This window comes from Flavobacterium davisii (assembly GCF_019565505.1).
GTDB classification, from domain to species: domain Bacteria; phylum Bacteroidota; class Bacteroidia; order Flavobacteriales; family Flavobacteriaceae; genus Flavobacterium; species Flavobacterium davisii.
This window is the reverse complement of the sequence record NZ_CP067378.1, coordinates 1,940,263-1,964,370: the sequence shown is the minus strand read 5'-3', so window position 1 is coordinate 1,964,370 and position 24,108 is coordinate 1,940,263. Positions and strand designations below refer to the sequence as shown.

The window sequence follows — 24,108 nt, the reverse complement described above, 5'->3', positions numbered from 1 at the left end:
AAACAATTTTTTTAAAAAAATTCTACTTTTTTATTCTATTAATGATGCTCATCGTGGTGGTGATCTTGAACCGCCATACCGATAAACAATGATGATAACATAGTAAAGATGAACGCTTGTAAGAACGCTACTAACAACTCAATTACTGAGATAAATAACGTTAAAGCTAACGACACTCCTACAGCTCCACCTGCTGTTAATTGTTGTTTGAATAAGAAGATAATCGCAATTAATCCCATTACTACAGAGTGACCTGCTGTGATGTTTGCAAATAAACGAATCATTAACGAGAATGGTTTTGTAAAAATACCTAATACTTCAATTGGAGCTAAAACGATTTTCATTGGCACTGGTACACCGGCATCCAGAATATGTGTTTCCAGTAATCTGCATTAGCACTTACATTTGTAATAATTAAAGTACATAATGCTAAACATAAAGTTACCGCAATATTACCTGTTACGTTAATTCCTAATGGAGTTAAACCGATTAAGTTTAAAGTCCAGATTAAGAAGAATACCGTTAATAAATACGGCATGAATTTTTTGTATTTTTTCTCACCAATGTTTGGACGAGCAATTTCATCACGCACATAAATTACTAGAGGCTCTAACACACGACCAAAACCTGTTGGAAGTGGATTTCCTTTTTATACGTTTTAGCTAACGAAGTGAAAGCAAAGAAAATTAAGATTGCCGTAACTAATAACGAAAATACGTTTTTAGTGATCGAAAAATCCAATGGTTTTGCATTCGTTGGGTGACCGTGTTCGTTATTGGTAATTGTACCTTCAGCATCTGATTTATAAATCACACCGTGTACCATTTTGTAGAAGTTACCATCTACTTCAGCTAATTCTTTTTCGTTATGAAAAGCAGATGACATAAACACATGAAGACCATTATCAAATAAGATAACTGGCAACGGGAAACCTACATGATGTCCCGTTTCTCCATCTACATATAGATTAAAATCATGCGAATCTAATAGGTGATGTTTGATAAATGCTTGCACTTCTGGTTTCTGATCAACAGGACCTCCATGATCAGCAGTTGCATGTTCACCTTCAGCGTGTGTAGCTGTAGCTTCAGCATGAGCTGTGTCATGAACAATTGCATGTTTTTCATGAACTGATTTTTCAGTTACATGAGTAGAATCCTTCATAGGGTTAGCCATTGCTACCCAAGAGAATAAGCCTATAAAGGCCGACATTAGTAATGATACAGGTTTTCTTGTAATCATCATAGGAATGAAAAATTTCTATGTTCGTAAATTTCGGTGCAAAGGTACATTTTTTATTTATATGAAAAACGATTGCTCAAAAAAAAATATATGAATCTTTCTTCAAATTTAAATTCAATGTTTACACAAACCCTTTAAACCCCTTTAAATACATCAAATCAGTTAGTTAAAATTTAATTTGATTTAATTTTTTAGCCACTAAAAAAGTTGTTGTAGTTAAATACGCCATAAATAAAACAAAGAAGTTCCATTTAGAAAAGACGAAATTATTTTGGATTAACCATTGATTTAAAATATATGTAAATATAAAAAGATTGGTAATTACTACTAAAAAACCTACTCCTACTATATCTTTTTTATTTTCTAACAGAAATGCCATGATTGTAATTGCTAATAGGTAAAAAAACAAAAAGAAACCGTGTATTATATGTAAAGCTGGCACAATGACTTCATTTGATAAAAGTAAATAACCAATATTAAGCAAATAAAAAGCCAGCCCTATAAGGAATAGCTTTTTAGAAAATTCTTGAATAAGCATTATTTATTAATTTCATTAACTTGTTTGATAACATTATACAAAGCTATAAAGACTCCGAATAGTGTTAATATTTTATCATAATAAAAATAAGGATTAGGATACGATTGATCTAACCATGCTCCTAATTTATAAAATAGATAAATGGTTACTCCCATTTGTGAGGGAATAGCAACTAAGGAGAGCCATTTATTTCCTTTAAATTTTTCTTGTTCTTCCTTGTTATTCTCCATTTACTACATTTAATGAAGGGGCTATTGTTCTCATCACACAAGTTGCTGTAAATTTAGCTCCGGGTTCGACTGCTAACTTCCCACAACTTACATCTCCATTTATAGTAGCTGTTGCTTTTACATTTAGGATTTCTTCTACATTTATTCTACCTTCTGCTTTTCCTTCTATATCTACATTTTGGGCGTTTATATCCCCCAAAACACTTCCTGCGGGACCTACCACTAATTTAGCTTTCGAGTTAAAATTACCTATTAAGTGACCATCTAGTCTAAAATCTGCAATTGATTCAATATCCCCTTTTATTGTAGTTCCTTCCACAATACGATTCGTTTTCCCTAGTAGGTCTGTGTAATTTTTGGGTTTTTTGTCAAACATAAATTAAAGTTTTAGTTGTAGATATTCATTTAAATTTTTCTTGGTTTGAATGACTGAATAATTTTGACTTGAAATAACAGTCGCGTTTTCTTTTACTTCGTAACCTTTTGTTTTAGCCAATAATTCGATTAGAAAACGTGCATATTCACGAGAAGATATGCCATGAACTACGACAAAATTATCAATTTCATTATATATATCGTAAGATACAAAAAACTTGTAATATTGTTTCTCTTTTATATATTTTTCTAACTTTTCTATTAAGTTTTTTGTAGCTTTATCTTCTTTAGGTCCTACTTTATACAAAACTTTCCACTTAGTAGAAGCTGTATCTGCTGACAAGGTCATTTGTTCCATTTTTGGAATATCTATATGTAAAATTTCGTCTGCCTTTGTTGCTTCTTCTGTATCAGGGTAAGTTTTTAATACTTTTTGTATTCCTTCTCTATAAGCATTTAGTCCTTGTAATTTACCACAAACTAAAACTTTTAATAATTCAAATTTAGGTAATAACGGATCACCTGAAAATAATACTACGGACTTATCTATCTTGTTTAATACTGCTTTATATTCTTGTTTTTCAAACATTTCAATACAATCCTTATATACTTCAATAGGAGCTTCTGGATCTCTATTTTCGGATATTTGCCCACTAACTAATTGTGCATATCGGGTATTAGGATAATTAGCTAAAATAGCTAGTTTTAATTTTTGTGCTTTTTCTGAATCAGAAACTTCATATAACCGAAATAAATTATATTTAGCTGGAAGGATAAAACGTTCCTCGGGGTTATTTGCTAATAATTTTTCGAAACGTTCTTCTGATACTTTATTTTCAAAGAATTTTTCTTTATAAATTAATCCTAAGTTATAATAGGCATTATTTCTTTCTTTTATTAGGCTATCTATTATTATTTTTGATGTAGGTAGCTTATCTATATAAAATTTTGGAGTGTATTTTTCGTCAACAATTTCTTTATCTGATTCTTTTTAGCTGTTTCTGAATCTATAGAATTTATCTGCTCTTTTTTTTGATTTTGCGTTTGTACAATCCATCTCCAATTATCAATTAATGCGCGTTTACCCCATTTTTTTGTGAATTCAATTTTTCCGTAAGCTACAGTAGAAGGATTGTAAAAATAAAATGAATTTTTTGAATTATTTAACTGTAATGAATTAATTTCTTTTCCTCCTCCCGGAGTAGGTACTACATTGGGATCAAAAAATAAATTTTCATTTTGTTGACGGTTTTGTTCACGATTTTCTTCTATTGTCTGTTTTTTTTGATTTAGTACAACTTGTAATGAATCTGTTTTTTTTATTTTTTGTATATATTTTTGAAAGTAAGAGGTACGTTCTTCATCTGACATGGCTGTCAGTGAAATAATACTATCATTCTTTTTAGCTATATTTTCATACTTTATAACTTCATCTAAATTTTTCCTTTTCTTTTCTATTATAAAATATTCTTTATTCTTTTTAGTGAATTTAGTTAAGGTACTATCATAATACTTCCCTGCTGTTTCATATTTTGTTTGATCAAAATAAATTTTAGCTAAATTTCTATAATTAGAAGCTGTTAGGTAGCTATCACTTGAAATCGATTTTAATGATTTATTATAATATTTTTTAGCTCTTTCTTGCATTTTTAGTTGATCATAAAAGAGTGCAACCTGATGATGTAGAAGATCTAAATATGGACGATTTTCTCTGTTTTTCAACAATTTAGCATATTTCTTAACAAAAAGCAATGTATCTTTTGTATTATCTATTAAACCTGCTTGTTTAGCATGGGCTTGCATAACATATATACGAGGCGACTGCCTTTTCATATTAATAACCTCTTGAAAGGCTAAATAAGCACTATCTTTATGTTTTAGTTGTTCATATAGTTGACCTAAAATAAAGCTATAACGGGATTTTTCTTCTTTGTTAGAGGTATATTCAATTGCTTTTTTTATGGGTGTTACTGCTTTTTGTTTTTCTTCTAAATTAATGTAAGCTTGTGCTAATAGTGCATTAGCATCCGCTTTTATATGAGGCGGTAAATCATATCTTTTTAAAAGTAAGGTCAGATTTTTAATTGCTAATGCATCATTTTCTAATCGAACATTTGTTTTCTCTCTCCATACTTTAGCTTCATAAATTTTATCTGAATTAGAGTACTTATATAGGATATAGTTAAAAGCTTCTAATGCGGGAATAAATCTTTTATCATAATAACGGGATTTCCCTAGTAATAGATGTGCTTCATCCATTTGGGAATTCCGTTCACTACCTTCAATATTCATAGAATGTTTTTGAATCGCTTTTACGGCTTTATCTTCTGCACGTGTGAAATTGGCGTTTTTCCCTTTTTGTCCGGTAAGACGTTTTCTTCTTCTATTTGCATGCGTTCAACGGGTAAAATTTCCCAAAAATCATCTACATATCCTTTTCTTAACTCTTCTATTCCTGCCTGCAGGGCCACCTCTCCGTTATATACCGTATTATACTTAGAGTTTAAAGCATGCCAATTTCTGGTGATTAATGTATCTTTTTTGGTTGAACAGGCAATTATTAATGCGCACAATCCAAAAGATGCTATATATATTAAACGATAATTTTTCAAACGACTATAATTTTTTTAATATAAACTCTAAAAATATTTTTTTAGTATTCTGACTGGTAAAAGTACACTTCTTTTAAAGAGTAATAAAATAAAATTAAAAAAACCTTTTTTAGGTTACAAAAATATAGGAGAAAACACGCCCGTAAGCGTGTTTTTTAGTATTTTATAAAAGCAACCCATTTTTGAGTTGCTTTTTGCTTTTATTTATCTCTTACCACACGAAAGGATTCGGGCGGGAACGGGGGATTTCATATCAGGTAAAGATGCAATTCTTGTTTTTAAAACATCAAAACCTCTTTCTCTTAACCAATAAGTAAGTCGACCATTTCCAAGATTATGTTTTAACTCAACTTCTTTTTTGGTCATTGAACCGGTTAGATAATCATTACAAACAAATCTTTTAAATTCTTCTGAATATCTTGATTGCCACTTTGTAGAATATTTTACTGAGTATCTTTCCATATTTTTACACTTTTGTGTAAACCTATTTCAGGACAAGACATAATACAATCATAACTCCTTCATTTACAAAATAGTTTCTTGCAATAAACCTTTTATGCTAGAATTTTTTAGAAGTTGCAGCGGAAATTCTTTCCGCTATCGGGTTTGTTTTTTTGTGTTATTTCCTAATTTGGAATATTACCAATTGGTTTCCAAACATCATTATCTCTAGTAATAAAGTAATCGATTTTAAATTTTTTGAATCCGATTTCTTTGTAATTTGATAAATTACATGTATCAACTTTGATTACTTTCGTTGATTCTTTGATAAGCCCAATTTCATCAGTTGAAATATCTTCATCAAAACAAAATCCATTAATTAACAATGAGTAGTTTTTGTTTTCATCTTTATCAAGTCTAAGAGCAATTGTTCCAAACTTATTTTTTGAATCATATTTATAACCAATAGTATGTTCACATTCGGTTTTATTCATTAATGTTTTTATTTCATGTTTAGAAATACTATTATAAGATTCCTTTAAAACCAATGTGTCTAATTTCCCTTTTTCATTTTTAAAAACTAAATCACCTTTAATAGTTTTAATGTTAAGCAACGTAGAGGAAATAGGTTCAACATTACATACTTTTTTTTGAGCACAGGAAATCAAGAAAATTGAAATTATCAAAAATGATATAGGTTTCTTTTTCATATTATTATTTTTTAGATTCTTTTTTTCATCGATATAATCATATGGATTTTTTTTCTTATGCTCCTCTAATTTTTTCTGATAAGTTTCCGTTTTCTGTTTTTCCTCTTTCATTTTTTCTTCCAATTTCGGTGCCCACTCTTTAACATTACTTTTAGCAGGTCCAACGTGATTAACATCAGCACCTCCAATCTGGTCATCATAATATACACTAATATCAACATTTTCTTGTGGGGTATGATTTGGCGAACCATAATCACTTCCTAATTGTTGAATTAAATCCCCTCTTGCATTTATAGAATATAAGGTGACATCAGAATTATTTAAAGTAATATCCTCTTCACGAGGTGTATTAATTGCTACAATCTTTATTTCATTAGGTTGGATTTTATGTTTTTTAACCAAAATATTTGCTGCTTCAATTGCCACATTACCCCCATGACTATGTCCAACTAACGAAATTGGTTCTCCGGGATTTCTGTTTTTTAATACATGCTCAACAAGTTGTTCAGCAGCAGCGTGTCTCGAATCGTCTGAATTACCACCGTCCCAAACAAAATCAACATTTGAGGTTTTGTTACCTAAAACTGGAGTAATTCTATCAACAATGTATTTATTAGTTCCGTTATCATTTTTTTCAAAAGTAAAAGTTGATTCTCTACCACCAAACATTTGCAAAACTGTACCATGAATATAAAACGCTTCACGCCCTTCAAGTTCAACTGCATCCATAACCCTATTCTCACTAAATGCATAAGGTGAATTATATGGGTAATCTTTAAATAACGGGTCAATTGCAAAAAACCTTCCCATCCTCGAATCGTGCATCCTAAACGTATAATTCAACGAGTTCCCTTCCCCTTTAATTTCGTCATCTTTCTCCTGTCCTTGGAAGCCATAACGGTAGGCTGTGCTTGAGCCGTGGCGGTTTGGAATCAAGCTACCAAAAGGGTAATAGTCATTATAACTAAGAACGTCTGGCATAAAGGTAAAATTATTTGCTGAATTTCCAATAAATAATTTACGATCTGTAATAACTGAAAGCACATTTCCTAAATGATTGGTTAATTCATAGTTTTTATCTCCTACAAAACGATATGTCTCTTTTGCTGGTCTTTCTATTTCAACTATAGCTTTTCCTTGATCAATACCTTCACAAATATCCCCTATCCCGTCTTGGTCTGCATCTAACTGATTCCCATTAGCGTCTGTTTGTCCTTCTAATTTACCGTTTTTAGTATCAATACAATTATCACATCCATCTCCAAATCCGTCTTCATCTCTATCTGATTGATATTGATTGTTTATAGATAAATAGGTAGGATTCCCTTTTCTTTTAGATAAAGCTTCTTGATCTTTTGGATCTATTATTTCATAATCTATTCTAGGGTTGTACTTGTATTTACAGTTGTCACAATCGTCACCTACACCATCTCCATCGGTATCTAATTGGTAGTCTAAATTCGTTGGATTGGGGGTTGGATTGTACTTTTCACAATTGTCACATACATCGCCATAACCATCTCCATCAGTATCTTTCTGATCAGGATTAAAAGTAAAACGACAGTTATCTAAACGCTTACCGTCTTCTTTAAAGTCAAGTACTCCGTCTTTGTCTGTATCTAATACTTGAGCTCCACAATAGGTGTCTGAATAATCTTTGGGAAAATTTCCAGATATAGAATAACCACTTGCGATGGTGTTACTGAATCCAATTTATCAATACTAAATAATCTACCCAACCTTCTTAACGATTTCTGCCGATGCTTTATTAAGCCATGATATCACCACTATAAAAGATAAAGAATTGCTTAAAAAGTTTGAAGTCATACAAGATATGAATGAAGAAGACAAAGCAAGGGTTACTCGTTTTCTTGATTTGACCATTCGTGATTATAAAGCCAAGCAAGCTTACTCCTCATAAAAACCCACAAAAAAACACGCCCAAGAGCGTGTTTCTTTTTTATTTATTATCCTTCAAAATCGGGAGAATTAGAGGAGCTGGAGGTTTTAATAATTTTAAAATTTTATGTTTTACTTTTTGAGATATCCAAGATTTATTTAATAATTCATTCAAAATCTCATTAATATATTGATTTTTATAATTCATATCAATTAAAAGATTAATACATAGATTTAACCAATAATCAGATTCCATATTTAATATTAAATGCAAAACATTTTCAATAGGGAATAACTCTAAACAATTATGATTTTCAATTATTCTCTTTTGTATTTCCTCTTTTATTAATGATGTAGATATTTCAATAAATTTTAAAAAACTAATATATCTAAATTTCTCACTGTTATATTCGATTACTTCAATGCCTTCCATACTTATTATTACCCAGCCAGAGTCATAACAACCATACGTTAAGTTTAAATCAGAAAAACTAGCTATTTCTAAAAAATTATATACTTTATCCTCAATAATTAAATCCTGAAAATTCTTATTTTTTATTATTTCTTGCATTTTTATAATTTTAAAAACTAGGCTTTGAAGTATGCTTAACCTCTTCCCCTGATTGAGATTCAAGGAATTTTACAAATTTTTCTCTTATTTCTGGAGTCCAATTTTTGTGAAAATGACCTGAGGCTTCATTTGTTAAGATTTCTCCATTCGCACCTCGTTTAAACATCCCCCCAACTACATTATTACCTGCATTTATTACTCTAGCTAAATTTTGATGTGGAGACAGTCCAGATATAGGGCTTTTGACTTTTCCAACTGTAAATATTTCTGTTTCTGGATCAAACACAAATTCAATAGCATTTTTAGGTGTATATTTTTTAAATTGTGCAAGTGATTTAACATTATTACTAACCTCTATAACTCCAGCTGCTCTACCTGAACCATTTATTAAGTTATTAGTTTCTGCAACAGTGTTTGAACCAAGACTAGAACCTCTTCCATATGCTTGACCTATTTTGTGAAAAACAAATAATTGTCCTGCCAATTCATAGTTTTGCAACTTTGTTAGACCATTGCCTAAATCACTTCCTATTTGTTTTAATGATTTTTTTCAAAATAGTTTTCAACTGAATTTTGAGAGCGATTTAAATCATCATCTATATCATTTATAATATATGGATTAAACTCATATCCTCCAGTAAAAAGTTTATAAGTTCCATTTATTACATCTGAAGAAAGATTATATGCTGGAACTAAAGTAATATTAGTTAAAAAGTTACCTGTGTTTTCTATTGCATTAGATACTCTTTTTAAAACTCCTACAGAATTATTTTGTTTAAAAACGGGTTTGTCTGTAGGTAACCTTTTTTGGTATGGTGTAACCTCTAATCCTTCTAATTCAATGCCATCCATAACCCTATTCTCACTAAATGCATAAGGACTATTCCAAGGATATTTACTTTCAAGCGGGTCAACAGCAAAAAACCTCCCCACCCTTGGGTCGTGCATTCTAAACGTATAATTCAACGAGTTCCCTTCCCCTTTAATCTCATCATCTTTTTCTTGTCCTTGGAAGCCGTAACGGTAGGCTGTACTTGAGCCGTGGCGGTTAGGAATCAAGCTACCGAAAGGGTAATAGTCGCTAAAAGATATTATCTCGGCCAAATATTTAGTATTTTTACCTAAATTGCAATCTATAGGTCTATCAGAAATTACATTTAATATGTTACCTAAATGATTTGCTAATTCATAGCGTTTGTCACCCACAATTGATTTGTATTCAAATTGAGTCATTGGTACAATGGCATCGAAATATTTACGATTAGCGTCCAAATAATTAGGTATTTTATCATTATTTGTATCTTCAGTATAGGCAAGTCCCGGAGTTTGATTTGGTTTACCGGGTCCTCCTTCAACTATTTCCCAAGTTTTATAACCATCACCATCATCATCATCATCTAAATAATCAGGCATCGTGTTTGTTAATGCTTGATCATTATTTGGATGTGGATCTGCATTTGTATTCAATGCAGGCTTGCCTGTTATAGGATTATGATCGTTATCAGGATCTGCACTTTCATATTTAGTTAGTATCCCATCTCCATCATCGTCTGGATCTAAGTGGTTTAGCAAACCATCTTTATCAACATCTATTGTAATGTTTGGAACAGAATATTCATAAATATCGTACAAGCCATCTTTGTCTGAATCGGGCATACAACTACTAAGTTCTCTCACTACGTAAGGGGTTACAGTCATGGCAATATTACGTGTAATCGTTCTTGGCGGATTGTTTGTAACGGTACTACTTGTCACATCATCAAAGGTGAAACTATGCGATACACCATTGTTGTATAATGTTTTTAAATCATAATTGAAATAACAACTGCTAAAATCTAATGGTTTTAAATTATCAAATGTGCCTCCAAGTTGGAAATTATTAGTTGCTGGTGCTTCATTTACTAATGTTTCTTTACCAAAATAAGGTTGTAAAGCTGTATCAACTCCATTTACTTGAATGTATCCACTGAAATTATTAAAATTAACATTAGTTTTAACTTCTAATCCATCGGTAACGATAGTAGTAGGTGTTGAAACTGCTTCATATGATCTCCTTGTAATAGGAGAGCCAACCGTTGAAGATTTTGTTTTATAAATATCAACTTTTATCTTATGTTTGAATCCTTCACTATCTTTTATAAGCGATAATTTAGTGTTATTTGTAATTTCAAAAACATCTTTGATATCTTTAATTACAAAAAGATCGTAAATATGAAATCCTGACCACAAATACCAGAATTCATTACTAAAATTTGAAATTTTAAGTTTTAAATTCATAGGATTAGTTGTAACTGGTCTTGGTTGGCTAGCAAGTACTTTAGAGTCTGCTTTTAAAATAATTTCATTCTCTTTTAATTCTAATTCGAAATTTGTAACTGTGGGCAATTTTTGATTTATTAAATCACCTTTACTTATGATATTAAAAAGATTTCCATTAAAATCAAAACCATACTCTTTACCATCAACTTCTAAGGTAATTGCCCCCTTGTTTCTTAAGGAAACATAATTACTTATATTGAAAAATACACTTCCTGTCTCATTGGGATTAAAAACCGCTGGTTGAATTGCTAAGTATTCTCTTTCACAAGAAGGATAATTCCAAGTTGAAATACTTAATAATTTATCATGATCATAACTCGTTAAATCTGAACAATTAAAATTGTTAAAATACTTTTTTAAAACATTTAATGAGATTAATTCTTTGCTTAATTTAGTCTCATTCGTTTTGTATTGCAATTGTGTTATACCGTATTCATCATTGGCAATGTTTAGATTCATCAAGTTGTACTTAATATCAATTCCAACAGTGTTTAAATTTTGATTTGCGAATGACTGAAGTTCTCCACTTAATAAATTCCACTTAGCATTAGCTGTTTCGGTTAATTTTAATGCGTAATCAGGCTTTATCCCTAAAGAAGTAACATCTATGAAAGAAGCTGGAACAGGAGTTGAAACATTATCACTAATGTTTGAATTATTAGCTTCTTTAGAAAGAGCTAAAATAGTATCTTTATTTGCAATTTTATTAGCTTTTCTATTAAGCTCACCCGTTAAATTATGCTGATACAATAGCATATTTTTTTCTTCTATCCCCAGTCGGCTACTACCATAAATATCATGCTCTTTTAGCGTAAGTGTTGACGGTATGTCGACAACAGTATTAGGTACTGTAGCCACTTGAGCTAAGAAATTTGAACCTGATTTAATGGTAAAATTCCCAGTTAAGGTAATACTTTGAGAGGCAACAAGAGTTAAATCACTGGAACATTAACAGCAGATGTACCCTCTACTTTTATAGTATTGAAGGCTTTTTTAAGCTCTTTATTATCTAATACATAATTAGTTAATACCAATTCATTTTTAATTGGGTCAACAGGCTTGTGTTCTTCGTAACGTTGTTCATAAACTGCCAGCACATTTCCTTGGGCGTCTCTTGCATAAACCGTTTTAATTACATTTCCACCTTGGGTTACGGCTTTTGCAATTCGATTACCTAAACCATCGTATTCAAAGTCAATGGTCAATTTAGATTTGCTGTTTTCTACACGGCTCACTTTACCATCTACCCGCCATTGTATTTTAAGCCCCTCTGATTTATCTTCAATCAATTGACCTATAGCATCATAGATATAGTTATGGGTGCTGGTGTTATTAATATTGTACGTAATTCCTAATACATCACTTAAATATTTTTCCTGACTCTCTAAATCAGTGGTATAACTTGTAACAGGTACACTATCCTCAACCAATCGCAACTGATTATTCACCTTGCACGGGGTATAATCATATCTTAAATTATCCATAATAACACCGTTAGTATCAGTGGTTTTTTGAGACAGGATGTTACCATTGCGATCGTAAGTGTAATTGGCACTTACACTAGGTCGTGGAATTGGCTTTATCATGTCATCTCTATCTACGTTAATAGCAACAGAGTTCATAGCTACAATTCTATTTAATTGATCATAGGTGTAATTGTTTTTCTGTGTTGGCAATAATTTTCCGTTTAATTCACTTATTGAAGTAACCATTTGTTTAATGTTACCATTATATAAGTTGCTTCCGCCACCTAAGACACTAGTATTTCTACTATACACAAGAGGTAAGAAACCGTTATCGATAGTTGTTGAATTAGCATTTTGTAATGGATAGCTATCATTTGAGCTAATAGCTCTATAATCATTATCGTTATAACTTAATGAATATCCGAAGGCATCTTGAACATTAGATGTTTTTGGCATACTAGGAGTACCAGCAGTATAACTACCATCAGGGTACATTACTAAACCATTATTAGAAATATTCTCGCCGTTTACCATTTTTAGCCAACCTTGAAGCGTATAGGCATAATCAATCCCCTGAACTTCTTTATTTCCAAGTACAGTTCTCGATAATGGACCATGAGGATAATATTTATACTCTGCATCTTTTTCCCAAATTGCGCCATCTGGAGAGGTTTCAACACTCACAATTCTATTATCAGCATCATAATTATACCTATGGATGAACTGATCTGCCTTATTAGGCTGGAATATTACTTTGTTTACCTTACCACTGATTAAATCATAATCGTAGACTACTCTTTTTAAATGCGCTTCACAATCGTTCTTTCTTCCAGAATCTGAATCTATTACAGTTTCCTGACAATTATAATTTTTTAATGATCTGTTGTATGAAACTTGTTCTTTTACATTACCATGAATATCATAATTATAAAGGATAGCATTGTCAAAATTTAAAGTTGAAGAATCATTAATTACATTATAATAAAAAACTCCAGTAACTCTATTTCTGTTTGAAAGCGCAACATTATTTGTAGCGGTACGGAATAAATTGGAAGCTTTTAAATTAGCTTCAACTTCTGGATCTTGACTGTATATAGTTTTTGTTACCTGATGTTTAGAGTATAACGCGTCTTTAAATGTGTTTACTCTAATATTCTTCTCAATTAAACGACCATTATCATCAATTGAATAAGATATATCCGTATGAATTTCTCCAGCTTCGGTTATTCTTCCTAATACATCATATTTGGTATAACTAAAATGATTTTTAGCCAATTGTTTTTCATTTTGAGAAGCTATAATGCGCCCTAAATCATCGTAGGCAAATTTAGTAGTCCCTCCATCAGGCGTTTGTTGCCAAATTAACTGATTTAATGTATTATAACGATATTCCGTTTTGAACTTATGATTCGGTAATAGCGTAGCATTATCAAGTTTTTGATCTCTAGATTGATTTATTTGAGTATCTAAAACCGATGTAGTATCAAAACGATTTACGCCTTCCGGAGCAACAGTTTTAATTAAATTACCTGCTTGGTCATAATAATATAAGGTATATTGATATTCCTTATCCGCATAATTTACATTAAATTGCTCTACCACAGTACTCATAGCCGAAGCTATATAGTTTTTGATAAACTCATTTTTTTGTGATTGAATATATCGTTCATAAGCATCTGTTTTGTATACAGAATTAAAATAAGCGGCCAAACCATCACAATAGCTTTCTGTTTTTATATCCGGGGAAACCATAGGCATAGCTGGTGGTGGACACGGCTTATAAGTAGGAATATACTCTTTATTTACATAATCATTCCAAGTTAATCTTTTAGGGTTGGTGCTATTTTCATCACAATATTTCTTAAATAAATCAATAACATCTTTTATACCATCAAAACCATAATGCAATTCAGTTTCGCCAAATCTTACTAGGCTTAAAAAGTCTTTATCAGTAGTTTTTGTGATTTTTAAGGTGTTAATGTAATATTCATAAGAAGCATAAAGATACTGTAAGTTAGCATCGCAGAAATTTTTCTTATTTAAAAAGTACGGTGCATTAGCTCTGTTAAGACCTTTGATTTTTTGTGAATTACCTGTGCCATCAAAATTCAAGAATAGCATGTACTTGTCAAATTCTTCATCACACGCAATAGGCTGTACTGGTTTAGGGATACATTTGCAAGTGGTCTCATCAATGGTTTCATTATTTTTTTCAAAATTTAATAAATCTGTTTCAAACTTACCTTGATAATTAAAAGATATCTGAATTCCATTACAATCGATATCGGCCAATAGATTTTTAAATAGATTAGTTAATTTACCCAAAACAATTGGGTCATCTAATTCACTGACTTTGAATTTCGAGAAAATAAAAGACTCATCATGATCATTTAGATTTATCTCATCATCATAAAGCTTAGAAAAAAACCCATTAGGATCTTTAAGTTCACCATTAATTCTTATTTTATTGTCATCATCTGTTAATAAAATATAATAATATTTTATTAACGAATTATTGCTTAAATAATTTTCGAATTTTATTCTTGCTTCTTCAAATTGAGAAAAATCTTCGTTTAAATCAGATATAACAAAAATCATTTTGTCAAGTTTTTTTGTCATCTGAAATCCTCGGTTTTTTAAAATTGTTCATTAAATAATTTAATGAATTTGATAAAAAATTAGAATATTTTTCACCTTGAATTTGCAATACATTTTCAGAATTCGAATCTGTAAAAGTTATTTCGTTAGCATTACTATCCTTAATATTTTTAGAAGTTTCTCTTTGTATACTTCCCCATCTACCAATTGTAGTATTATAAAAATCATCTCCCGTTGTAAAATAAAATTTTTCAACAGTATTACTGTTTTGCTGATCATTATAAAAATTCGCAAAGGATTGGGCTACATTTTTAAATTTTCTTTTTAAATTTTCTTTACCTATAAATGGAAAATAATCATTTTCCAAATAAGGGGTTCTAAAAATAACACCTAAATGTTTACAAGTTGGTAAAACCTCTTTTTGAATACATTTATCCCCATACCCATCTCCATCAAAATCGTTTTCACCACAAGGAGAACAACAAGAAAAATAGAGTGGCATGCTTTGTGAGCGGGTATTTTTGATTACTGCTTCATAATGAGTAAAACCGAAAGTAGCATTCAATACATTAGCTGGGTTAACATTGTGTTCTGCCGCATCGTTATTCTTTTGGGTAGTTACTGATAGGTGACGTGCATTGTTTTGTGTAGCGTCATTTTGTATTTTACCTCCCACTTTTACTACTACTACAGGATCAGTATTGTTTAATACTTTATCAGTAGTTACAATTGAAAATACTGCGCTATTATTTACTGCCAAAGTGTAAGTGGCTGGTACACCTGTGTTGCCACCACTCCAAGTTACTGTGTCGGTAGTTTTTGTATTAAAATAATAAGCTAATGAAGCATAGTTTGTGTTAAAATTATTTAGGGTTACATTAGCTTGATCAATTTGCTGCTGCTTTTGTAAATCAATCATTAATTTTTTAAGCTCAAGAGCAAAAGTATCTTTTTTATCACAAGTAGCATCTTCGGCTACTATAGAGTCACCAGTCTCGGTTGGCCTTCAAATTTACATTCTCCAATACGGGCAAGAGTTTTACCAGTTAAAATGATTTCACGGGTGTTTTTAATATCTGTAGAACCAATTTGAATAACGGCAACACATCTAAAATTAAACACTGGGTTAGGAACTGTTAGATCGCTATTTGGATCTTTAATGTATACCAGTTGTTTAATCTCTTTGATCGACCAACCTGATGGGGTAAGGTAGTCACTCCATGAATAACCTGAAGGAGTAATAATTTCTAAAGGAGCAGGAGTGCTTGAAGGGAAGGTTGAGCTCGTATTTGAAAAAAATAAAACGCAAACTATTACCATTGATTTGATTAGCAAAAGTAGGGTTGTAATTTGCAGGATACGGTTGCTGAACTCCAGTAAATTCTGTATATAACTTAGCTGTTAGTCCTTGTACTATCTGGGTGAAATTATTCAGATTTGCATTTGGAGTGTTGGCTATGGTATTAAAATGATCTTTAATATATAAACTCAAGTCATCTACAAGTGGGCAATTACCTGTTTGAACGTAATTTTGATACGTATTTGAAGTACCATATTGACTGATTAAGTCATTATCGTTACTACTTGAATAAGGACTAGAAGTGAATCTGCGTATTTTGTATTTGAAAAGTTCATGATTAGGATGAAAAAAGAAATTTGTAGTAGCAAGATCAAAATGATTTGCCCAATTCCATTGATGCATTAAATGGAATTCATTTACCAAGTCCGTTAATTCATTTTGATAGTTACGTAACGGATGTACATAATTATAGAAACTAGGTCTATCCGAACCAATAGGGTAATTGTATCCCTTTAGTTTTAGTGCATGAACATGCATATATAAATCCTTAATATTTGTTTTTAAGGAGATATAGTAGTTTTTGAAAGTATTCCAAACTCTATTTTTTTGAGAATCAGACAGGGTAGAAAAACTAACGTTTGGATTACAAGTTTGAATACTATTACACAATATGGTTCTCATAGCCACTTGAAGCATATTCAGATTTGTATGATTTTTATATTGTGTGTTAATAGCCTTTTTCATTATAAGTTGACGCGCTTCAAAAGTTCCAGCAGACTCATATTCTAAAGTCCAATTTGCATAATAAGGTGTAAAAACGCCGGTACTTTTGCTGAAAAGTAAGGGTCCTTTTGGTATAGTACTTTACCATTAGCTAATAAATCGAAGCCTGCACGAGTTGCTTTGTCATAGGTATCAAGATTTTGCAAATAAGCATCAAATTCATCTGAACTTAAGTTACGATTACGTTGAATACGATTAGGATCGGAAGTTCCGTCGGGTTTAAATTGATATACATCAATAGGACTAGTTAATGTACACAACTGTTTAGCGTACTCATAATACGGGTATTCAGGATGATACTGGATTAATGAATTGGCCCAAGTAGGTTTCCAAAGACTAATAAAATCAGTAACTTTAGCTAAATCTTGAGGTAATACTGTATTTTCACTATCCAAAGCAGTAGCATTTGCAATAGCTGGTGAATAAGTTATAGCACCATTTAGGGGATCAACTATTACTTCAATTGGAATTCTAGAGATACTTCCGTCTAAGTTTTTATAGGGTTCTGTAGGTTTTTTCCAATGCATATCTCCAGTAACCAATGCACCAGGAAATGTAGGATTTGCTGTTTTTACTAGTCCATTTACAGTATTAAAAACACTTAAAGCCCAATCAGAACTTTTATCATCAACTCCTCCATATTGTCCGTTAGGAGAGACATCATCTAACAATACTTGTTCATTAATTTCACAAGAAGTAGCTAAACCTTTTCCACAGATATACTCACAAGCTTTGCTAAGTACTTCCCATTCCTTTTTAAGCGATTCTACATGTTTTTTTAATTCAACGTCAGTAATTGACATTCCATAATTCACCGTCACATCTGCAGGAAGAGCTGAGGAATTTTGAGTAACCGAAAGAGTATTAGGATTGACAATAAAATAAGTTGCGCCAGCAATTAATTTATCGGTAGGGACTTGATAAATTCCGTTTAAATTATTTAAAATAAAATTTGGAAGTGTACCTACACTAGCCTCACATTCTTCACAAGTAGTTTTACAATTAATATTAATATTAGGATTAAAATCCTCAAGTTTTACACAACTTCTAAGGTTGGCTACATAATCATCAGCGAAACCTTCTAATGTTTCTTTGTTAACTTTTAAAGTTTTGGACAACTTGTAATCGCCTACTTCTAATTGTAAATCTTTAGGTAAAATAGGAACCTCAATTGTAAGTGGTGAAGGGCCTATTTTCATTTTTTGAATTAGCGTATTACCTGTAGTAAAGATTTTATCCGTATTACATTGGTCTTTCAGTGCAATATCTAAATCATATACGAAAGGATACGATTTTGGGCATACCGCAGGAGTAAATCCACTATTATTTTCTACTTTATAGAAAAAGTTATGTTTAGCAGTTTTATCCGTAACCCCTAAAACTCTATTCACTGATAAAACATCTTTATAAGTTTTAAAATTATAAGAAGTTTCTAGTTTGTTATTATCTAAAGGAGTGTCTGTGTCTGTTTGATTTTTCTTGTTTAACAAATCAAAGCCTAAGTTCTTATGCAAATTAGGATCGCTTTCATCCTGTAAAGGCTGCAACACAGGATAAGGAACACCATTGATGACAATATTAGGACTACTACCTGATAATGCTGTAGCGATTGTTTTTCCAGCGTTATCGACATAACTTACAGATACTTGACCGTTAGGATCAACCACAGTGTTTTTCTTGTAGAAATTAGAATAACCAGCTTCGTACCCAAATAGACGATTTAATTCACTTTGCTGAGGGTCACCATAAAAATATTTCATTTCATGACCAGAATCTAATCTGTGTTCAGTACCTACCCCACTTTTTCTGAGTATTCTCCCCGTATTATCAGCAGTATATTCTGTTTGACTATATGGATAATTAAATGCGTTAGGTATAAAGTTTCTAAAAGGAGTCGTTATATCATTGTTTGGAGAATAGTATTTACTTGAACCGGAAGTATTTATCATACCACCTAAGTCACTTTTACAATAATCCCCACTTTTATCGAAATCGAAGTCAAGATTCGAGAATTGCTTGTTATTTAGATTTCTATTAAAGTCTTTAAAATAACGCAAAAATGAATTTGAAGTAGGTGAAGGTAATACTTCAATTGCAGCTCTTCCTTGTGCATCATAAATAGTTTCACCAACTATTGCATTATTTTCAGTATTTATTTTAGTAACTGTTTGTCTATTTCTTAATGACCCATCAAAAAAACTAACAACTTCTTTTTTCTTTCCTTCTTCGGCATAACTTGCTTTGAAATCCCAGTTCATAGCATCCAAGCTTGGATTTTCACTAATAGGAAAAAAGGTCCAATCCTGAACTGTATTCTTTATTAAGTTTCCTGTGCTCCAATCGCCAAAAAAATCTTTTTTAACATCTGTTTCTTCAGGTTTTCCAATAAATTTTCCTATGGCTCTAACACGGTATAGTAAATAGCCTTTAGAATAAATTAAAGGAATTTCGTATTGATCATTAGAAGTTATGACCTTGGTATTATTTAAATCAAAGTCTCTATCAGTAAAAGGAATTTGACACGGTGCTTTGTTTACTTTATTATCGGCCGAGAAGTTATCGACCCAAGTCCATTGTAATTCATATTTAACAGCACCTTTTAATTTATTCCATGCTAATTTTACAGTACTTTGCACATTGTTATTAGTTGGATCTAATATTGGAGTTGCTGTTACATTTAAAAGTTGCTGACTTAACTTATAGTAGCGTTCTGCGCAAAAATCTAACTGTAATGAAACATTTGGATTAATTGCTAAAGGGGTAGAAGAGTTTACTTTAATGATAGCACCATATCGATTAAGTAATTCAATTTGTGATAAATCAGTATACACAGGCGAATTAGACATTAGGGAGTTTTCAACAACTAACGTCTTATTAAATGGGGTGTCTTGACTTCCGTCTTGATGAAGTGGAATGATGGTTAAATTCAGAATTGTTTTCCCAGTGAAACCTTTGTAACTATCACTCTTAAGCTTAATAATAACTTTAGGATTCAAAGTGATCATTGCAGGAAAACCAGCTTCACCATCCCCTTTATATGTATAAGTAGCTGTGGTAGATTGTAAATCTACGTTATTTAATACTTTGGTGTTACCGTTGTAAAAATTCTGTTGTGCAATTCCTGTGCAACTTGCAAGTAAAAAACTACATACAAGTAACAATCTAAGGACATTAAATTTTACTACTAATGGGTGCATATTAAATTATGATTTAATAAGTTGAAAGTTTGAATATTTTTTTGATAAAATGACATTGTTGCCATTTTTGATAATATAATTCTTTTTGTTAGTTAAGTTTTGATCAACCGCATTATTTGAAACACGTTTTTTATAAGTTGTCTCAATTCTAGGGACTACTTTAATTGGCTTTTTCCTATCAGATTCGTCAATGGTTTGTGTTAAATAAGTGATTTGTTTTGTAATTAATAAATCCGATTTATTAATGTAAAAAATTACTTTACTCAACATAATCTGTGTAATATTTTTTGGTGAAAATTCACAAATATACTGGGTAGGTGTTGTCTTTAAGTTACATTTAAAATCTTTAAGAAAGACTTTTAAACTTACATCAGTGGGCAACATATCTGATTCCATTTTGCCTTCAGAATACAGCGCCATTTTTTCTTCATTACTTATTTTTAAAGAACAATCATTGAAACTTAAAAGCTCCATTCCTTTTACTTTAAAATAAATACCATTTGGCGTTTTTACAATTACACCTTCGTATACCTCTTTGGGTTTCTTATCATTATAATTTTTAAACATTGTAACATTTGTAAACAATGATAGACTTGCTTTTTTGTTATAATTTTTAGAAACCTCTTCTAACAACTCTTTTGCGTTTGTAAAATCCTGTGCAAACCCAGCAATGGACGAAAAAAATATACCGACAAAAACTAATAAATATAACTTATTCATCATTTTGTTTCTTTACTAATTGTTGACCCTTTTCTTGTTTCTTGTATCGTAAAGACTCCTTTTTCGGTTTCTTTTTTAATTCGGATTAAACCTCCTTCTAGATCGTATTCGTAAAAAGTAGAATAATTATTTTCATCTAACTCAGCCATAAGGCGTTGGGTTTTCTGATCATATACAAAACTTTTCATATTACCTTCGCTAGGAATGATACGAATGTCATCAAAGTATGAAAGTGTCCCATCTTGATTTGTTGATGCATTAGAGTCATTAACTAATTCTAAATAAAACTCAGCACTTTCTTGAGGAACAGTAAATTCTCCTATTATTCTCTGCCAGCCATCAATAATTTCACCTGATGGAAGGAACTTAATGGGATCTTGAAAAGATTCTTCATATTTATCTGTAAAAGCTATACTTATATATGATTTTTTAAAATTTAAATACTGTTTTGAGGGTTCCTTTTCACTTTCCTCACGTACCCAACCTGAAACTAAATACTTTTTATCTTTAATTAATTCAAAAGAACTACATTCGTTACAAGGTTTAGGAGGAGTCATTTTACAACCTTCTTCTGTCTTTTCAATATCCATTTTTTGAATTGGCGACAGCAAACAATTATCGTTAGTGTCAAAAGCCAAAGTAGCGAAACTATTTCTTATTGTTCCAAGTTCATTTCCAGTTGCTTTAGCATTATAAACAACTTCAATAGTTTGACCGGGTTTAAGTAGCAAGCCCTGTTTAAAATCGACCTTCATCCAATTTGAACTATCTGGGTTACAACTATTCGAAAAATTAGGTATAGAACCATTTTGTGAATAACTACATACTAAACTTTGCCTATTCATATCTACACCATTTGAGGCAAAATCTACTTGAACTTGTGTATTGTTTAGCTGATTTCCATCTAAATAAACAGTAGGGTATTTTAAACAATCATATTTTAATTCAAAAGGCACATTTGTATTTCTAGGATCTGTATTACTTTCAAAAGTATCATTAGCCAATGGTCTTAAATTAAGAATATTTTGTAATTTAATATCTTTCGTACCTGTATTGATTACTCTTAATTTTAATTTAGTATTCTCATTTCTTCGAATCATTACATAATCGTCATACCACTCTTGATTGTCCTCACACCAAACTAAAAACTGAGTTTTATATTCAGTAATGGGTATCAAATCAATTAATGTTTTATTACTCGACATGCTATTCGTTATTATTTCATTTTCTATTCCATTTTTAGGATCTGCGTAAGTCCCTGGTTTAACTTTAACTTTAAATTCAATAATTAAAAACATATATAACTCGGATGGCAAATCAAAATTTTCAAAAGTTAATTTACCTCCTCCATTAGAATCATTTATTGATGGAGTAGTAATTTTAATAGTATTTTTTGTACCGGGAAAAGTAAAACTATTCCTATAAACTAAAGGTATATTTGTTAATTTTGAATTAGAAGTATAAGCTATTTTTAATCCTCCTAAATAAATTAATCTTGGATCTAATTGATCTCTCAAAAAAGTATTTAATTGATCTTTTTCTCCTGTATTACAAACTTCCATTCTATAAATAAATACATCATTAGAAACACCTATTGATTTTGTCTGATAGGAACTCGCTTCCCCTTTAGTAATTTTTTTAAATTATTAGAAATTCTAATATTGGGTTTACAATTATTTATACTTGCTATAAGCTCTTTATACGGAATAGTGATCTGTTCATTAATTGAGGATGTAACACCAAAAGTAAATTTATCATTACTTGTGATTACAGAAGGATCAGTATAATTAAAAAATATCCCAACGGATACTTCTTTAGAAAAATCAAGGCACGCTATTTTAATAACTATATACTTAGCATTCTTTTCATTAGTAGGAATATTATTTCGATCTAAATAGTATTGTTGAATTTTATCTCTACAGTAATCTCTTCCTCCATTAAACCCTACGTAAAAAAGTTTTATTCCGTCTGGAAGGGTAATCTTATAAAGTCTTGTGGGTTGTTCAGTAGAAATAGTATTCGAAATATTTGGATCTGAAGAAGTATTAAACCGAATACTGACGTTACTTGTAGTATAATTGTATGAATTAGGACATGACAAATTATAAATAAAATGAACATCATTATTGCTATTTACTGGATTACAAGAATCATCACATTTAGGAATTATATTTGTATAAATTGAAGATCGAAGGGTCTCTATGCTTTGATCATTGCAATCTTTACCTATTGCATAAGTAGAAAGTTGAGATTTACCAATACACTCAATATTCGCACACGGATATTCAACTTCAATATCATAAGAATCATTAATAGCCATAGTATATACTGATCTAAATGGAATATCTTTTCCTATCCAAGATATTGTTTTAATGTCGCCATTAATAGTTTCTTTAAAACCACCATTGATTTTATGATAACTATTACGATCATATACTCCTCGTATTATAGCACATTTAGGTAAATCAAGACAAATAAGAGGTGAGTTAAAATCTGCTCCATCAAGATTTAAATTGTCGAAATTTGTGTGTTGTACTGAATAGCGGACTATTTTACCTAAACAGAATGCATCATTTCCATAACCATTCTGACTAGACTTCTTATCATAAGAAGTAACTTGATTTAAAGTCAGTTTAGACCTGTAACTTGAAGAAGCTATTATTTCAATTGGATTAGAAGTAACAGAAAGCTTATCACAATCAAAAAATTTACCTTGTATTACTGATTTTGAACCATTACAAGTTACACCTTCTCTAAATCTTACTCCAATTTTAAAGCTAAAATGCGAACCTATTTGAAAAGGAATATTAGTTAATGTCAGTATATTATCACTATTAACCGTAGAAAGTACGGCTTTAGCATTTCCAATCACCGTTGCGTTAGGCAAGAATTCTAGTTGTCCTAGGTTTAACTCAATTTTCTTTTCGTTACAAGATGTATTTGCATTTACATATTCAATATTAATTAAAAATGTTTTACCACTTGGCTTTGGAGTTGAAGCATCATCAATACTTACCTGCATTTGCTGAGCAATAGTACTAAAACTAATAAGAGCAAATAGATATATAAATATATTTTTCATTATAATTTCTTAAAACTAGTTATTC

The 24,108-nt window shown here is 30.9% G+C and carries 18 protein-coding genes and 2 pseudogenes; all 20 read right to left on the bottom strand.

The window, feature by feature from the left end; all coding sequences use genetic code 11:
* Positions 1–38 precede the first annotated feature (38 nt).
* A pseudogene (gene atpB / locus JJC05_RS09460) lies at positions 39–1,242 on the bottom strand (F0F1 ATP synthase subunit A).
* 166 nt (positions 1,243–1,408) lie between these two features.
* Positions 1,409–1,780, bottom strand: coding sequence for a hypothetical protein (locus tag JJC05_RS09455; RefSeq protein ID WP_105195558.1), 372 nt, complete (start codon positions 1,778–1,780; stop codon positions 1,409–1,411).
* Complete coding sequence (locus JJC05_RS09450; RefSeq protein ID WP_235877298.1) at positions 1,780–2,010, bottom strand: AtpZ/AtpI family protein; 231 nt, start codon at positions 2,008–2,010, stop codon at positions 1,780–1,782. Before JJC05_RS09450 ends, JJC05_RS09455 begins: the two co-directional genes overlap by 1 nt.
* Positions 2,000–2,386 carry a bactofilin family protein gene (locus tag JJC05_RS09445; protein ID WP_105195557.1) on the bottom strand — a complete coding sequence of 129 codons (387 nt, stop codon included), beginning with the start codon at positions 2,384–2,386 and terminating at the stop codon, positions 2,000–2,002. The genes JJC05_RS09450 and JJC05_RS09445 overlap by 11 nt, the downstream gene beginning before the upstream one ends.
* 3 nt (positions 2,387–2,389) lie before the next feature.
* Positions 2,390–2,974, bottom strand: a complete 585-nt coding sequence (locus tag JJC05_RS17205; protein WP_258928401.1) for a hypothetical protein — start codon at positions 2,972–2,974, stop codon at positions 2,390–2,392.
* A 347-nt stretch (positions 2,975–3,321) separates the two neighbouring features.
* Positions 3,322–4,692: a type IX secretion system periplasmic lipoprotein PorW/SprE gene (gene porW / locus JJC05_RS17200; protein WP_445297839.1), complete on the bottom strand. Its 1,371-nt coding sequence runs from the start codon at positions 4,690–4,692 to the stop codon at positions 3,322–3,324.
* Positions 4,693–4,697: 5 nt separating this feature from the next.
* On the bottom strand, positions 4,698–4,997 hold the full coding sequence (locus JJC05_RS17195; RefSeq protein ID WP_258928397.1) for a hypothetical protein: 300 nt from the start codon (positions 4,995–4,997) through the stop codon (positions 4,698–4,700).
* 204 nt (positions 4,998–5,201) lie between these two features.
* Positions 5,202–5,459 carry a hypothetical protein gene (locus JJC05_RS09435; RefSeq protein ID WP_105195555.1) on the bottom strand — a complete coding sequence of 86 codons (258 nt, stop codon included), beginning with the start codon at positions 5,457–5,459 and terminating at the stop codon, positions 5,202–5,204.
* A gap of 164 nt (positions 5,460–5,623) precedes the next feature.
* A complete protein-coding gene (locus JJC05_RS09430) occupies positions 5,624–7,192 on the bottom strand; it encodes a lipase family protein (protein WP_235877297.1) in 1,569 nt (522 codons plus the stop codon).
* Positions 7,193–7,534: 342 nt separating this feature from the next.
* Positions 7,535–7,825: pseudogene (locus JJC05_RS18245) on the bottom strand (thrombospondin type 3 repeat-containing protein); the annotation flags it as partial.
* 283 nt (positions 7,826–8,108) lie between these two features.
* Complete coding sequence (locus JJC05_RS09420; protein WP_127823328.1) at positions 8,109–8,618, bottom strand: hypothetical protein; 510 nt, start codon at positions 8,616–8,618, stop codon at positions 8,109–8,111.
* Between the two features lie 10 nt (positions 8,619–8,628).
* Positions 8,629–9,117, bottom strand: a complete 489-nt coding sequence (locus JJC05_RS09415) for a polymorphic toxin type 43 domain-containing protein (protein WP_235877296.1) — start codon at positions 9,115–9,117, stop codon at positions 8,629–8,631.
* Positions 9,118–9,155: 38 nt separating this feature from the next.
* Positions 9,156–11,795 carry an RHS repeat domain-containing protein gene (locus JJC05_RS09410; RefSeq protein WP_235877295.1) on the bottom strand — a complete coding sequence of 880 codons (2,640 nt, stop codon included), beginning with the start codon at positions 11,793–11,795 and terminating at the stop codon, positions 9,156–9,158.
* Positions 11,796–11,869: 74 nt separating this feature from the next.
* Positions 11,870–15,022: an RHS repeat domain-containing protein gene (locus JJC05_RS09405; protein ID WP_235877294.1), complete on the bottom strand. Its 3,153-nt coding sequence runs from the start codon at positions 15,020–15,022 to the stop codon at positions 11,870–11,872.
* The gene (locus JJC05_RS09400) at positions 15,006–15,920 is read right to left on the bottom strand and encodes a hypothetical protein (protein ID WP_235877293.1); all 915 of its coding nucleotides are present in this window, start codon (positions 15,918–15,920) and stop codon (positions 15,006–15,008) included. The genes JJC05_RS09405 and JJC05_RS09400 overlap by 17 nt, the downstream gene beginning before the upstream one ends.
* 294 nt (positions 15,921–16,214) lie before the next feature.
* Entirely contained in the window at positions 16,215–17,045 is an 831-nt protein-coding gene (locus JJC05_RS09395) for a hypothetical protein (RefSeq protein WP_235877292.1), read from the bottom strand.
* Between the two features lie 41 nt (positions 17,046–17,086).
* Positions 17,087–20,281, bottom strand: coding sequence for a DUF6443 domain-containing protein (locus JJC05_RS09390; RefSeq protein WP_235877291.1), 3,195 nt, complete (start codon positions 20,279–20,281; stop codon positions 17,087–17,089).
* 6 nt (positions 20,282–20,287) lie between these two features.
* Positions 20,288–21,004 carry a LolA3 family protein gene (locus JJC05_RS09385; RefSeq protein WP_235877290.1) on the bottom strand — a complete coding sequence of 239 codons (717 nt, stop codon included), beginning with the start codon at positions 21,002–21,004 and terminating at the stop codon, positions 20,288–20,290.
* Positions 21,001–22,563 carry a hypothetical protein gene (locus JJC05_RS09380; RefSeq protein ID WP_235877289.1) on the bottom strand — a complete coding sequence of 521 codons (1,563 nt, stop codon included), beginning with the start codon at positions 22,561–22,563 and terminating at the stop codon, positions 21,001–21,003. Before JJC05_RS09380 ends, JJC05_RS09385 begins: the two co-directional genes overlap by 4 nt.
* A gap of 29 nt (positions 22,564–22,592) precedes the next feature.
* Positions 22,593–24,083 (bottom strand): hypothetical protein, encoded by a 1,491-nt coding sequence (locus tag JJC05_RS09375; protein WP_235877288.1) that lies wholly within the window; start codon positions 24,081–24,083, stop codon positions 22,593–22,595.
* Positions 24,084–24,108 lie beyond the last annotated feature (25 nt).

Coding starts and splice junctions, on each gene's coding strand:
- JJC05_RS09420 (WP_127823328.1), bottom strand. CDS start 8,618: ATGCAAGAAATAATAAAAAATAAGAATTTTCAGGATTTAATTATTGAG.
- JJC05_RS09405 (WP_235877294.1), bottom strand. CDS start 15,022: ATGACAAAAAAACTTGACAAAATGATTTTTGTTATATCTGATTTAAAC.
- JJC05_RS09435 (WP_105195555.1), bottom strand. CDS start 5,459: ATGGAAAGATACTCAGTAAAATATTCTACAAAGTGGCAATCAAGATAT.
- JJC05_RS09455 (WP_105195558.1), bottom strand. CDS start 1,780: ATGCTTATTCAAGAATTTTCTAAAAAGCTATTCCTTATAGGGCTGGCT.
- JJC05_RS09445 (WP_105195557.1), bottom strand. CDS start 2,386: ATGTTTGACAAAAAACCCAAAAATTACACAGACCTACTAGGGAAAACG.
- JJC05_RS09385 (WP_235877290.1), bottom strand. CDS start 21,004: ATGATGAATAAGTTATATTTATTAGTTTTTGTCGGTATATTTTTTTCG.
- JJC05_RS09380 (WP_235877289.1), bottom strand. CDS start 22,563: ATGGAAGTTTGTAATACAGGAGAAAAAGATCAATTAAATACTTTTTTG.
- JJC05_RS09375 (WP_235877288.1), bottom strand. CDS start 24,083: ATGAAAAATATATTTATATATCTATTTGCTCTTATTAGTTTTAGTACT.
- JJC05_RS09395 (WP_235877292.1), bottom strand. CDS start 17,045: ATGAAAAAGGCTATTAACACACAATATAAAAATCATACAAATCTGAAT.
- JJC05_RS09450 (WP_235877298.1), bottom strand. CDS start 2,010: ATGGAGAATAACAAGGAAGAACAAGAAAAATTTAAAGGAAATAAATGG.
- JJC05_RS09400 (WP_235877293.1), bottom strand. CDS start 15,920: ATGATTGATTTACAAAAGCAGCAGCAAATTGATCAAGCTAATGTAACC.
- JJC05_RS17205 (WP_258928401.1), bottom strand. CDS start 2,974: ATGTTTGAAAAACAAGAATATAAAGCAGTATTAAACAAGATAGATAAG.
- JJC05_RS09390 (WP_235877291.1), bottom strand. CDS start 20,281: ATGCACCCATTAGTAGTAAAATTTAATGTCCTTAGATTGTTACTTGTA.